General features: G+C 71.5%; 8 protein-coding genes. 1 reads left to right on the top strand and 7 read right to left on the bottom strand.

Translation table 11 applies throughout. The features are described 5' to 3' along the window. Positions 1–19: 19 nt before the first annotated feature. The 7 genes from ACZ7G3_RS22415 to ACZ7G3_RS22385 all read right to left on the bottom strand — a co-directional run bounded on the left by ACZ7G3_RS22415 (position 20) and on the right by ACZ7G3_RS22385 (position 10747). Complete coding sequence (locus ACZ7G3_RS22415; RefSeq protein WP_470927824.1) at positions 20–3577, bottom strand: hypothetical protein; 3558 nt, start codon at positions 3575–3577, stop codon at positions 20–22. Continuing rightward, complete coding sequence (locus tag ACZ7G3_RS22410; protein ID WP_470927822.1) at positions 3574–6312, bottom strand: hypothetical protein; 2739 nt, start codon at positions 6310–6312, stop codon at positions 3574–3576. Before ACZ7G3_RS22410 ends, ACZ7G3_RS22415 begins: the two co-directional genes overlap by 4 nt. A gap of 102 nt (positions 6313–6414) precedes the next feature. Next, positions 6415–7524, bottom strand: a complete 1110-nt coding sequence (locus ACZ7G3_RS22405; protein ID WP_470927821.1) for a hypothetical protein — start codon at positions 7522–7524, stop codon at positions 6415–6417. A gap of 425 nt (positions 7525–7949) precedes the next feature. Further along, positions 7950–8198 carry a hypothetical protein gene (locus ACZ7G3_RS22400; protein WP_470927819.1) on the bottom strand — a complete coding sequence of 83 codons (249 nt, stop codon included), beginning with the start codon at positions 8196–8198 and terminating at the stop codon, positions 7950–7952. Next, entirely contained in the window at positions 8195–9532 is a 1338-nt protein-coding gene (locus ACZ7G3_RS22395) for a S8 family peptidase (protein ID WP_470927817.1), read from the bottom strand. Before ACZ7G3_RS22395 ends, ACZ7G3_RS22400 begins: the two co-directional genes overlap by 4 nt. Positions 9533–9632: 100 nt before the next feature. Next, positions 9633–9872 carry a carboxypeptidase-like regulatory domain-containing protein gene (locus ACZ7G3_RS22390; protein ID WP_426517535.1) on the bottom strand — a complete coding sequence of 80 codons (240 nt, stop codon included), beginning with the start codon at positions 9870–9872 and terminating at the stop codon, positions 9633–9635. An 83-nt stretch (positions 9873–9955) separates the two neighbouring features. Beyond that, positions 9956–10747, bottom strand: coding sequence for a trypsin-like serine peptidase (locus ACZ7G3_RS22385; RefSeq protein WP_470927948.1), 792 nt, complete (start codon positions 10745–10747; stop codon positions 9956–9958). 745 nt (positions 10748–11492) lie between these two features. On the opposite strand from ACZ7G3_RS22385, the gene fusA reads away from it, so the two are divergent. Then, entirely contained in the window at positions 11493–13586 is a 2094-nt protein-coding gene (gene fusA / locus ACZ7G3_RS22380; RefSeq protein WP_470927815.1) for an elongation factor G, read from the top strand. Positions 13587–13787 lie beyond the last annotated feature (201 nt).

The following is a 13787-nucleotide window of genomic DNA, read 5'->3' as shown; positions in this document are numbered from 1 at the left end:
CGAAGGCGCCCCTGCGACCTCACAGGGAGTGGAAGGCATCCGGCAGCAGCACCGTCTCGGTGAATACCGTCCGTTCGGTGACCTCCTCCGGTGTGCCGGAGTGCAGGAACGTGCCGGGCCGGGGCTCCTTGTTCGGGAGGAGCTCCACTTCGCGGACCCGCACCCGGTACGGGCCGGGGCCGCTCCGCCCGAAGAACTCCGACTTCCACTCCTTGAGCGCCGGGGAGAGACCCACCCGCTTGGGCTCCGGCCGGCGCAGCTCGGTGCTCTGCCACGCGGGCACGTCGGCCCCGGGGCCGAATCCGACGAGGTCGACCTGGTCGGCCGTGAGACCGCCCGGCAGGGCGCAGCGCTCCAGGATCACGTCCACCCTGTTGACGGCGGGCGCGGGTGAGACGGCTCCCGTCACCTTGACCTCGTACCGGTCGGCGAGGCGTGTCACCTGCAACGACCGGTCGGGGAGGAGAGGTACCAGGTCCGTACGCACCACGGGGGACAGCGAGAGGCCGTCGAGGCTGTTCGGCTGGTACCGGGCGAGGGCGAGTTGCACGAGGGCCAGGTTGAACGACGTGCGGTCCGCTCCCGTGAAGACCACGTCTGCGAGCCAGCGCTGCAGCTCCGCGTGGAACTCCGGCTGGTACGGCACGACGACCACGTCCGCGCCGGCCTCGTCGAGCCGCAGCCGCCTTTCCGGTCCGGCGGCACCGGTGAGGTGGCGGGCGAACGGCGTGCCCATGGGTATACCCCTGGTCGGATAGAGAGGGTCGAGACCCGCCTGGGTGACGAAGGGCTTCAGTGCCTCTGTGGTCGCCTCTTCCCCGGGACGCACGACCACGGCCAGGAGTTCGCCGGCGCCCGTCGTGTGCCACGGCCGGTCGAGGGCGATCTGCACGCGGTTGCCCAGACGCTCGTGGACGAGCGCGTGGCCGACCGCCTCGAGGTCCCCGGTCCGTTTCCACAGGAACGCCGGGCGGGTGGAGGCGACCGCCAAGGGGGCGGGCCGGGCGGTACTGCGCACGACCACGGGAGCCAGCTGTCTCGTCACGGTGAAGTCGTCGGGGTTTCCGGAGTCACGGAAGTAGTCACGGAAGCGGCTGACGGCCCGGAGGGTGTAGGTGACCGTGCGGTGGCGGGTGTCGCCGAACTCCTGCCGGAACAGCGTCGGCGGACGTGCCGGTCCGTCCGCCGCGACGGTGAGAGTGTCGACCGGCACATCGGCCACCTCGTGGGACACCTCGTCGACCTCGTCCCGCCAGCTCGCGGTGATCGCCAGCTGGGCCGTGCTCCTGGGGTCGAACACGTCGGACTGGGGGGCGAGGACCGCGAACGTCGAGTCCGGAGCACGGTCGACGGTCAGCATGGTCTCCGGCGGCCTGAGCGGGTGCTGGACGGCGTGCACGAGGGCGAGGGTGCGGGCAGGTGTGACCATCGGGTGGCGGCCCTGCCGGAGGGCGTTCACCGAGACCTGCGGGGGCGGCGGGTCGGCGGCCGTGAGCAGGGCGAAGTGGTCGACGATGTCCTCCTGGGGGAACGTCGACAGGTCGAGCGTGACTTGTTCGGCGGGTGCGAGGCGGACCGTGAGCTGCTCGTCCTCCCAGCCGACCACGGGTCGTCCGGCGGACGGGGTGGTCAGCCGCAGCGTCTTGGGCGCGAGGTCGGGCCAGGGCTCCTCCCAGGCCCTCGTGGGCATGGGGGCGTTCGGCTCCTTGCGGGCCGCCACGATCCCGCCGGCGGCCGGGTCGGGCAGAGGCCGGGTACGTTCGGACGTCGCCTCCGGGGCCGCTGCGGCGAGTGCGCGGCCGACCCACTCCCAGGTCAGGTGGTCCGCCTCGGCGCCCTCCCCCAGGTCGAGCATCCCGTGCTGTTCGGCGACGGCCAGGCTGGAGCGGGGCGGACCCAGCACCCGCTCGTCGTTCAAGGAGTGATCCGTCAGTTCGGCGTACCGTCCGACGTCGAGTCCCCTCAGGGGGTCGCTGCGCACGACCACGTGCTCGACCGATTCCCCCGGGCCGAGACGGGCCGCGTCGGTCCGCTCCGGGAACGAGACCTCCGGGGCGGAGATCGGCTCGTGGCGTCCGTAGAACTCGGGTGCCGTCGTGTGCCGGCCGGCGGCCGGGTCGTCGGGCGCGAGCCCGCCTCCCGCGACGTCCGCCACCCGTGCCCGCAGGGTGTAGTGACGTCCGAAGCGCAACCGGGGCAGCGTGCCCTCCTCCGCCTCGAAGGCCATGCTGATATTCGTGCCCGGTGCCGGCGGTGGTGTCGGCCGGGGCGTGCCGTCGAACGCCGGGCGGGGAACGGCGAGGCTCCACCCTCGGAAGCCGGCCACGATCTCGTCGGCGTGCAGGCCGTTGCCGTCCTGGACCGCGGAGTTCGCCTTGAGGTGCCCCTCCTCGGGCAGATCCCCGGTCCCTTCGCCACCCGCGCCGAGGGTGGTGAAGTCGTCGGACAGGCCCCCGTCGGGCCGCCGTTCGTGGACGCGGTAGGTGGCCCTGCGCCGGTGCAGCGAGAACCAGTCGTCCCCGCCGAGTCCGGGAAGAACGTCGACGCGGTAACCGAGGACCAGGTCGTCGGCGGTGAGGACGTCCGGTTCCGAGCCGAGCGTACGAGCTCCCGTGGCGCGTCGTTTCTCCATGTCCTCGCCCCGCCCGCGCAGTACCAGTTGGAGCCCGTCGGAGCGAAGGGCGGGCAGGGCGGGCTGCTCGCCCGGATGCGTGGCCAGCGCGCGGGCGGCTTCCCGCATCCGCTGGGCGGCCACGTCCACGTCCACGGTGGCGACCTGCCAGCGCGGGGCCCCGCTCCCGTCCCGCTGGTCGAGGGTGACCATGCCTCCCTCCACCCGGCCCGTGGCGGTCGGCCGGAAGCCGTCGCCGAACGCCGTGCGAGGAGACACGATCTCGGGCAGCCCGGCGGGACGGCCCGGCCACACCACCCGCACCGTCCCGGCGGCAGGGTCGTCGATCCCGCCGGGACCGAGCCGGAGCTCGAAGACCAGGCCCAGTGCCCGCAGCACTGCGGGATGTTCACGCAGCAGCGACAACGTCCGGTTGAATCCCGGCCGGTCGGCCGGCGGACCGGCCAGAGGGGCGGCGGTGCGCGGCGCTTCCGGGCCGAGCCAGTGGTCACTCAGCAGCGCGTCACGCACTTTGCCGGTGTAGTCCGGCGACTCGGCGCCGAGCTGGGTGGTGACCTCGGCCCTGGACGCCGCGTGGAAGGTGTGTGTCACCTCGTCCAGGTCCTCGGACGTTGCGTACACGGTGAGCGGGGCGTCGGCCGGCCCGGCCGGCCGGGCTTCGGCGCTTTCCACGGGCAGCCCCGCCACGAGCCGTTGCCAGACGCCCGGTTGGTCGTGCAGGCGGGGCACCAGGTCGAACTGCCTGTCGGGAGCAGCCGGTGGGGCTCCGCCCGGGGCGAACGTCTCGACCCGCACGGTGCCACCGGTCAGGGCGGCGGGGGGCCACTGGGCCATCCCGTGCCCGGCCGGGGTGCCGCCGGCCAGCCTCGGCACGACGAGCACGCGCAGGAGAGGGCCGTCGCCGTCGAAACCGTCCGGCACCGGGATCCACAGCATGTCACTCATGACGCGAACGCCTTCCGGTAGCGTCGCCACGCATCGAAGCCCGACGCGTCCCGTTCGGCGACCGACAGGCCGTCCATGCGCGCTTCGGGGGCACTGCCGCCGATCAGTTCGAACGTGCCGCTGTCGACCGTCACCGTCTCCGAGTACAGCGTCAGGTCCAGTTCGATCACGACGGTCGCGCGGCCGAAGAGCCTCGGGGGGCCGTCGAGGTAGGTGAGCGACACCCGCAGTTCGAGGGAGACGGTGACCAGGCCGAGCAGCTCCACACTGCCGCCGATCCTGATGAAGGCCTCCAGCTCCACATGACCGTCCGGATGGCGCTGGAAGCGCACCCCTCCCAGAGCGTGCACCTCGGCCTTGGCCACCACGAAGTCGACGGCCAGCATCGCGCCGAACTCCAGGGAGATCTCCACCCGTGGTTCGTTGTCGCCGGCGATCTCGATGTCGGCGTACCCGCCGCCGCCGAACGCGGAGACCGTGAGAGCGAACGGTTGCTCCCGGCTGGCGAAACCGAGCGACACGGTCACCGGCTGCTCCACGAAGGGGACCACCACCCGCATCCGACCGGTCACGTTCTGCAGCACGAACAGGCCGGCCGCCGCCTTCGGGATGCCGACCTCGTAGCCCACGGTGACGCCCGTGGGCGACACGCCGCTGGTCGGCCCGTGCCCCGCGATGAGCTTCTCCAACTGCGTCTGGAGTTCCTGCAGGAGTTTCAGCGGGCCGGCGAATTCGATCTTCGGGCTTTCGACGGTGACGGCCGGTGCGTGGCCCGCGGTCCGCCGGAACGTCACCGAGTCGAACGACAGCTTCACCAACGGGGCCATCGGTGGCGGCGGCAGGACGAGGGTGAAGTTCTTCAGGGAGCAGGTCGTCACGGGTTCCAGCGCGCCGGGTGAGCCGGCGGCCGGCGCGCATCCGGCGAACAGGTCGAGTGCGGGCGGTGGACCCGTGGCCCTCGCCCGGAAGGCGCCGTGCGCCTTCAGCCTGAGCCCTTCCCACCGCATCTCGGTGAACAGCGAGTCGTGCGCCCGCCGCTGGACGATGGCGGGCGGCTTGGGAGCGAGCGCGGCGTCGATGAGGGAGGCGAGCGGGAAGCCGAACAGGGTGGCCCCGCCGAACGCGGAGTCCAGCGCGGCTTCCAGGTTCGGGGCGCCCGTCAGCACACCGGTCGGCACGGGCCCCAGTTCCCGGGAGATCCCGTCCGCGCTGAACCGGGGGGCGACCAGGCCTCCCGAGCGGTCGGCGTTGCGGGTGAAGTCGACCGGGACACCGGCCGGCGCGTCGAAGAGGAACGGAACCTCCGGGACGGCGGCGGTCGCCTCGACGTCCGTCGACGGATCCGACGGGGAGCGCAGCTGCGGCGCGTACCGCAGTGTCCGTGCCTGGTCGTGGGCACCGGCGAGCAGGGAGCGCAGGGCGGGCAGCACGGCGTCGAACCTCACGACGTCCGGACGGTTTCCTGTGCCGCCGTCATCGCCGGAGAACGTGAGCGCGTGTACTTCCAGGACGTCTCCAGGCCTGTTGCCCGCGCCGACCATGTCGAGGTGGGTGCCCGCGATGCGGGCCGAGGAGTGGGGCCGCCACTCTTCCAGTACGGCAGAGGAGGGGCCGGGACGTGTGTCGCCGACGAAGACCAGCGGGAGGGAGAACTCGATGTCCGTATTTCCGGAGCGGCAGCGGACCGGGAAGAACACGGGGTCGGAGGCACCCCCGGGGAGGAACAACTGACGGTCCTGCGGTTCCACCGTGCCGCTGAGGGGGAATTCCCGCCCCAGGATCTCCACCTCGTCGAACGGGAAGGTCGGTGTGCGAGTCCCGTCGAGGAGCGGTCGGATGATCACCAGCGTCCGTCTCTTGACGAGTCCCGCGACACAGCCGAGGGCCTGCGGGTCGTGCACAGGCATGAACTCCCGCGTGGTGACCTCTTGGTAGATCGCTCGGAAGCCGAACGGCCACAGTCGTCCCTGCGCGGTGACATCCACTTTCTGATCGCGTCCGAGGACCGTCTCGTGGGTCCACGAGAGGGAGGGCCACGTCCCGGCGGCCGAGAGCGAGCCGCCCAGCGCGGTCAGCTCGAGGCGGGTCGCCAGGGGCCGCGAGACGGTGTGGCTGGACGACACGATGTCGCCCCGCCACCCGTCCAGGGAGGGGCTCTGGAAGGGGCTCTCGGCGACGATGCCGCTGTCCGCGACGAACGAGGGCAGTATCGTCAGCCCCGCGTCACCCGGTGTCGCGTCGCTCGCCCGCAGCGGCATGGACCACAGGACCACCGTGCCCGACCCGGGCGTGACCACGGGGCGGGCCGCGTGCCCGGCCACCACCTCGGCGCCCTGGGTCCGGGCCAGCGGCGCCACTTTCAGTCCCCACGGGACCTCGACCGCCGAGACCGGGGCGACTTGGGCGACTTGGGCGCGGCCGTCGGCCAGCGCCCCGAGGATCCCGGCCGCGCTCAGCTCGATCATGGTCCCCGCGGGCACGCTGAACACGAGCTCGCCGGGGCCGGACAGGCGCGAGTCGGTGTGCACGATACCGGTCGCCCGGAAACCGGGGGCGGTCGGCTGCTCCAGGATCGCCTGGGGCGGAAGCCCCACGGTCACGGTCGCCGCGGGGCCCGTCGCCGCCAGGACGGGCCGGCCGGACGGGCCCTGGTCACCGGTCTCGAACCCCGACAACCGTACGGTGAGGACCACCAGGTCGTCGGCTCGCACGATCAGGAAACTCTGCGGTTCCACTGGTCCTCACCTGCTTCGATGTCACCGTCCGGCACCGGCTTCGGCGCCGGGCCCGCGCGCGTGACCGTCCGGGCCACGTCGGTCCCGGCAGTAGTCCGTCGGCTACGCCGGCGCAAGGCCGTACCGCAGCGTTCCCCCGGCGATGTGTGCCACGTGGAGGCTCCCCACACCGTCGACCTTGAGGTCGCTCCACGCGCCGCCGGCCTCCACGTCCTGGATGTCGAAGGCTCCGATGCCGGTACGCCTGGCGAACTTCAGTTGGCCCCCGGAGCCGTAGACGACGCAGATGTTCGCCGGGAAGGCGATGCCGCACGCCGAGTGGCGGACGCCGACGTTGTCCACCGCATCGGCCACCACCTCGATCGCCGGCGACTCGGGGAAGTTGCCGAAGATGCAGACGTTGAGCGTCCTCCCTTGGGCCTCGTAGTAGGAGACGACGCTCTCGCCGGTGATGGAGTGCTCCATCGCCGGGAGTTCCCCGGAGACCTGGCCCCCGTGCAGCACCTGGATGTGCCAACTGTCCTCCTGCCCCACGAAATCGGTGCCAGGAGTCATGGTCGCGACGTGCAGCCGCCTGACCGGCGACCCAGTGTGTGAGAGATCGTCGACGTAGGCGATCCGCAACGTCTCGTTCCTGCGGTCGAAGGTCAGTGCCGGGAACCACCCTGCCTCCGCCGTGCCCCCCGGGTCGACGACGTTGACGTTCTTCCTCCAGGTGGCGGGCTGCCCAGGGTCGGTCTTCGGCGGAGCCTTGGTCGCGTGCCACAGTTGCAGGCGCGACTGGTAGGCGAAGTGAGGTCTGTCCTTGAACGGATCCTCGCTGAAGACACCCGCGTTGACCCTCATGGAGGGGAAACGGACGCGGTCGGGGAACAGCCCCGCCGAGGTGGGGACCTCCTCGAGACTCCACTGGCTTTCATGGGCCTTGCGTACCCCGTAGATCAGGCGGTCCGTGGCTCTGCTCTGGTAGGCGACATGCTGGTTGAGCCCGCTGTCGACGGCCAGACCGATCCGGTAGGCGTCGTGCGCCGCCGGTTCCGAGGGCAGCCGTTCGCACTGCCACTCCGTATCGCCCCTCTTGGCCAGCATGACGTCGCCGGACGGCGTCGTGTACGCGAGGAAGGGGTTGTCACTCGGGTCAAGAGCCAGGGAGACCTGCCCATGAGCGGTGTTGGAGGGGTCCACGACCTCGGTGAAGAATGTGGTCGCCATGATGGGTTCATCTCCCGAGCACGGGCATGCGGACACACGCGGCGTGCCGCCTCCCGACATCCGGGAACCAAGACAGGAGTGGTACGTCACGCCCTGGGGCGGTCGTACGCCATGAGCACGCTGTACGGCGAGGGGTGGGGGATGGCCTCCGGGCACGGCCCGCCGCACCTTCCAGCCTGTCACCGCGAGGGGACCGCCGCAAACGCACCGGCCCCGCTCCCACCACGCTGACCGGTGCCTCCGAACCATCGGTGACGTCGGTCCGGACGAGCACGGCCGGGGTACGGAGAAGGCCACCTGGTTCCACGGTGCCGCTTCCGGAGCGATCGACGAGGACACGCGGACCCGGGTCGTAGCGGGCGGTCGGATCCCGGCGGCCCGGCGCCGTGCACGCCCGCGGCGGCCGGATCAGCGCCGTGCACGCGTCACTGGATCGGTGAGTCGGGGCGGGCGACCCCCGCGGTGCGCTCGCGGTCGACGGAACTGACGCCGCCGACCGCCTCGAGGGCGCCGATCCGGTCCTCCGGGACGGTGCCGGAGAGTGTGCCGAGGACCGGTTGCGTGCTCGTGACGGTCATCCCGGCCCGCCTCAGGCCCTCGACCGCTTCCGTGAAGCGGTCGAGGTCTACCGCGACGATGACCCCGATCGGCGTGGGCCCGGGCGTCCCGTTCACGGTGCCTGCAGCAGGCCCGCGCCGATGTCGGCGGCGGGCTGCCCCAGCGGGAACACGCCAGTGACCAGAGCGGCCGAGAGATCGGCGGCGGAGGCCTCGGGGTGCGCCTGGGCGAGCAGGGCGACGACGCCCGCCACATGCGGTGTCGCCATGCTGGTCCCGCTCATGGCCTGGTAACCGCCGCCGGGGGCGGCCGAGTGCACCTGTGAGCCGGGCGCGGCGATGTTGATCTCGCCGCCCTGGCCGTTGACAGCCCCGTTGGAGAAGGGCGCGGGCGCAAGTGCCCTGTCGAGCGCGGCGACCGAGAGGATGGACGGGCAGTTGGCAGGCCGGCTCACGGGATCGGTCCTGACAGGCCTGCGGCTGTCGTTCCCCGCGGCGGCGACGATCAGCGTCCCGAGAGCGAGAGCGCGCACGGCCAGCGTCTCGTACGTCTGGGGGAAGAGCTCGCCCGGCCGCACCCGCGCGCCGAGCGACATGGAGATCACCCGGGCTCCGTGGGAGACGGCCCAGGCCATGCCCGCGAGGATCTGGCCGTCGGGGCCCTTGCCCCTGTTGTTGAGTACCTTCGCCACGAGGAGCCTGGCCTCGGGGGCCACGCCGTAGCGGGGGCCCTGCTGGGGGTCGGCCGGGCCGGCGACGGTGCCGGCGCAGTGGGTGCCGTGGCCGTGGACGTCGTCCACGGCCTCGCCGGGCACGAAGGATTCCGTCGCCTCCAGCCGGCCGGTGAGGTCGGGGTGGTCGGTGTCCACACCGGTGTCGAGGACGGCGACCTTCACACCGTCCCCGGTCAGGTGGGACAGCTGGGCCCGGACGGCCTGCAGACCCCAGGTGTATCCGTCCTCGATCCAGGACGGGCCCTGTACCGCGGCTGTCTCGGCCCTGGCGTGGCGGGCGGTCACGTCCTCGTCGCTGCGGAACGCCGGGAAGAACTCGGTCGGCGCCTGTTGCGGCGTGGTGATGGGGAGCGCGTAGACCATCCGCTCCGGTTCCGCCGTGATGATCGACGGCTCGGCCTCAGCGGTGAGCACCAGCGTGTGGCGCTGCTCGGGCCGGACCTCGACGACCGCCGCGCTGAGGTCCTCGAAGAGCACCGAGACGTCGGGGCGTTCCAGGAGTTCGGCGACGTTCCCCGTCTCCTCGGTGCCCGCGACGCGCTCGAGCGGCGCGATACCGGCGGCAGAACTCAGCGCGCTGATTCCGCTCTCCTGACTGCTCGGATCGAACAGGACAACGTACCGGCCGGTGTACTCGGCGTCATGGCCCAGGACGGTGCCGTTGGGTCCGCCGGGTTGCTCGCCGAAGCGGTTGCTGTCCATGGGGTCGTTGGCCATTTGTCGTTCGCCTCTTCTTCTGTTGTTGCTCCGGCGGGACGCGGATCCTCTTCTCTCGGCCCGCCGGCGGGACGCGGAACGAAAGCGTGCGGCCCGCCGCTCACACGTCGCCGACGTGGAATTCGACCCGGGCCGGTTCCGCGGTCTCGGCACGTGCCGAGACCTGCCGGACCGTGTCGTCGGGCGCACGGCACACGACGGTGTAGACGCCCTCCACCGGCACCGCGAAGGAGAAGCGGCCGTCCTGACCGGTCAGGGCTGCGACATCCGGGAATGCGGCGGGCCCGTCGGCGAGGTGGACGGTGGCACCCGCGACAGGAGTGCCGACGCTGTCGAGCACGATGCCGGTGATGAGGCAACGCCCACCGCCGCACGGTTCCCCCGCACTCCGTCCGTATGACGGCCCGTGGCGCCTGCGCGCCCTCATGCCTTCCAGGCCACGAAATTGTCGTACACCTGCCGGGTGATGCGCGTCCCGGAGTTCGTGGTGGCGCCGCCGTACGCGTGGACGGCGAAGCCGTAGCGATTCCCGTTGAGTACGCGGTAAACGGCGCTGCCACTCTGTCCGCCGGCGGTGTCGATGTCGTAGTGGACCTTCAACGCGTTGACCGAGCTGATTCCGCGCGCGGCGTACCACTGGGTGCCGGCCGGTTTGTCACCGGGGTAACCGGAAATGTTCCCCACCGTGCTCAGCAGCTCCGCATCCGACCAGTTACCGAAGCCGAACCACCCGGTGTTCGAGCCCAGTTCGGTAGGAATGATGATCGCCCCGTAGTCGTAGTTCTGATCGCCGGACTCGAACCAGCCCTTGACGGACCAGAAGTTCGTGCTGGTTACGGAGCCGTACGGCAGGGTCGCGCCGTTGCGGCCGGGCATGACCCGGATGCTCCTCACCCAGCCGTCGCGTCCGGGGACACCACTGTGCTTGATGCACACCACGTGTCCCGCGGTGATCAGCGTGTGCGGCCCGATGAACCAGCCGGTGCCGATCCACTCGGAGTTGTCGGCGGCCGTGACGTGCAGGGAGCAGTGGACGCGCCACGGGTAGGCCGCCGTGTTCGTGATCTGTACACGGTCGTCGGGGAGGTGGACGGTCTCGACCGTCACGTCACCGGCACCGAAGGAGGCCGCGCCGATGTCCGGCAGGGAAGTGGACGGCGGTACCTCCTCGTCCGCCTGCACGGCCACGGGAGTGGCACGGACGTAACCGCCCACATCCTCCAAACCGTCCGGGGTCGGAGCGCTCCCAGCGCTCGGTTCTCCTTCGGAGGGTTCTTGGAAAGCAGCCTGCTCGCCGGGGGGACCCGCCGTTTCGCTGAGCTGGTTGGACACTGGGGAATGGAGATCGCGTGTCATGGGAAATCCCTGAAGAGAATGTTCAGACAGGGAGAGACGAGCGGTGCGGGCTGTCAGCCGGTACCCATTTCGACGTCTTTCTCTCTGCTTTTCATGTAACACTCGAAGCGTTGTGATCACCACTCGGGCGCAATACCGGATACCCGCGTCCCCCGCAACCGCGATCATGGGCGTGGAGGCTTCGAACTCCCGACGGCTTGCCCGCCCCGACCACCTGCGTATCGGCGAGGCCGAATTCCTCCTCGGGCTCGAGATCAGACACAGGGTGACATGCCGGTCGGGAGCGCTACCGGCCGGCGGCTCGCGTTGTCCGGGCGCCGGGAGCGCCGTGGAAAACCGATGCGGTGTCCCTCACGGCTTCCCTACACTCACCACGACACCGAGATCGAGTGAGGGGAGCCGGGCCGTGCGTATCCGCAGCGCCGCCGTCGTTCCCCCGTCCCGGTACGAGGTGATCCTGGTGTCTTCCGCCGTCCGGTGTCCGCTGCGCGGCCGGCACCGGATGCCCGCGACGAGCATCTGACGCACCGTCACGCCCGCTGTTCACGGTGGGCCGCTTCCTCGTTCCGTCCTCGTCCCGGGAATCGCGCCGCCCTGTTCACGCATGAGCGAAAGGCCACGGGCCGTGCGCACCCACACCAACCCCCTCACCACCGTCCGCAACCTGGGCATCCTCGCCCACGTCGACGCCGGCAAGACCACCGTCACCGAGCGGATCCTCTACACCACCGGCACCACGTACAAGCGTGGTGAGGTCCACGACGGCACCACCGTCACCGACTTCGACCCGCAGGAGCGCGATCGCGGCATCACCATCTTCGCCGCGGCGGTCAGCTGTTCCTGGGACGGACACCGGATCAACCTGATCGACACCCCGGGACACGTCGACTTCGCCGACGAGGTCGAGCGCTCCCTGCGCGTGCTGGACGGCGCGGTCGCCGTCTTCGACGCGGTCGCGGGCGTGGAACCGCAGAGCGAGTCCGTGTGGCGGCAGGCCGACCGGCACGGCGTGCCGAGGGTCGCGTTCGTCAACAAGATGGACCGGGCGGGCGCCGACCTCGACACGGCCGTCGCCTCGATCCGCGAACGGCTGCACCCGGTACCCCTGGTCGTGCAGCTGCCCATCGGCACGGAGGACGGCTTCACCGGCGTCGTCGACCTGCTGCGCATGCGCGCCCTGGTGTGGGCCGACGGTGCGGAGACGGCCGAGGAGGGACCGGTGCCCGACGCCCTGCGCGAGGAGGCGGCACGCAGACGGCGGCTGCTGGAGGAGGCGGTGGCGGAACACCACCCGGCCGCGCTGGAGGAGTTCTGCGACCGGGAGACACTCAGTGCCGCCACTCTCGCCACGGCGCTGCGCGACCTGACCCGAGGCGGCGACGGCGTGGTGGTGCTGTGCGGCTCGGCCTACCGCAACCGCGGTGTCGAACCGCTGCTGGACGCCGTCGTCACCTACCTGCCGTCGCCGCTGGACGTGCCCCCGGTACGAGGCACCGACGACGGCGCGGAACAGGAACGGCCCGCCGACCCGGCGGCACCGATGGCGGCACTCGCCTTCAAGGTGAACGCCACCCCGACGGGACGGCTCACCTACCTGCGGGTGTACTCGGGCACGATCGAGAAGGGAGACACCGTGTGGGACGCGGGCACGCGCCGCACCGAACGGATCGGCCGCATCCTGCGGGTACGGGCCGACCGTCACGACCCGCTGGAGCGGGCGGTCGCCGGGGACATAGTCGCCGTGGTCGGTCTGAAGGCCGCCCGCGCCGGCTCGACTTTGTGCGCGCCGGGCGCACCACTCGTCCTGGAGCCTCCGGGCGTGGCCGAGCCGGTCGTGCACGTGGCGGTGGAGGCCCGTCGCTCGACCGACACCGACCGGCTGGCCTCGGCGCTGGCCCGCCTGACCGAGGAGGACCCCTCGCTGGCCGTGCGGACCGACCCGGAGACCGGGCAGACCGTGCTGTCGGGCATGGGCGAACTGCACCTGGAGGTCGCGGTGGAACGCGTCCGGCGCGAGCACACCCTCGAGGTCGCCGTCGGCCGCCCGGGCGTGGCCTACCGGGAGACGGTCGGTGAAGGCGTGTCCGGTTTCGTCTACCGGCACGTCAAGCAGGACGGGGGCGCCGGGCAGTTCGCACACATCGTTCTCGACGTGGAGCCGTGGGAGGAGGGGAACGCGGGCCAGGGCGGTTTCGTGTTCCGCTCGGCCGTCGTCGGCGGGCGCGTGCCGCAGGAGTTGGTCCGGGCCGTCGAGGCAGGCTGCCGGGACGCCTTGGTGCAGGGCCCGCTCGGCGGTCACCCGGTGACCGGCCTGAGGGTCACGCTCACCGACGGCCAGACCCATGTGAAGGACTCCTCGGACACGGCGTTCCGTACCGCCGGCAGGCTCGGCCTCCGCGACGCCCTGCGCGCCTCGGCGATGGTCCTGCTGGAGCCGGTCGTCGAGGTCACGGTCACCGTGCCCGAGGACGCGGTCGGCGGCGTGCTCGGCGACCTGGCCTCCCGCCGCGGCCGGGTCACCGGCTCCGGCACGCAGGGCGGCGCGGCGGTCGTCACGGCCACCGTGCCGCTGGCCGAGCTGTTCGGCTACGCGACCCGGCTGCGCAGCCGCACCCAGGGCCGCGGCACCTTCACCGCCCGGCCCACCGGCTACGCACCGGCACCGGCATCGGCCACGACGGCGACACCGGTGCGGTAGCGGGCCGGGCTGCCCCCGCCCGGGCGGGGGCAGCCGTTGGTGAATTCAGGGCTCCGGCGTGACGTCGGTCTTCAAGATCCAGTCGTGTTTCTTGAAGACCGACGGTGTCGCTTGGGGTGGGGTTCGATGTCGATGTCGAGATGTCGACGCGGGGCGGACGGCTCTCAACACGCTCGCAACCCTCTTCCGCCTGCCCGTTCG

The sequence above is a fragment of the Streptomyces sp. NPDC037271 genome, from assembly GCF_055603605.1.
The sequence above is the reverse complement of the archived record's forward strand: the minus strand, read 5'-3'. Positions and strand labels throughout refer to the sequence as shown.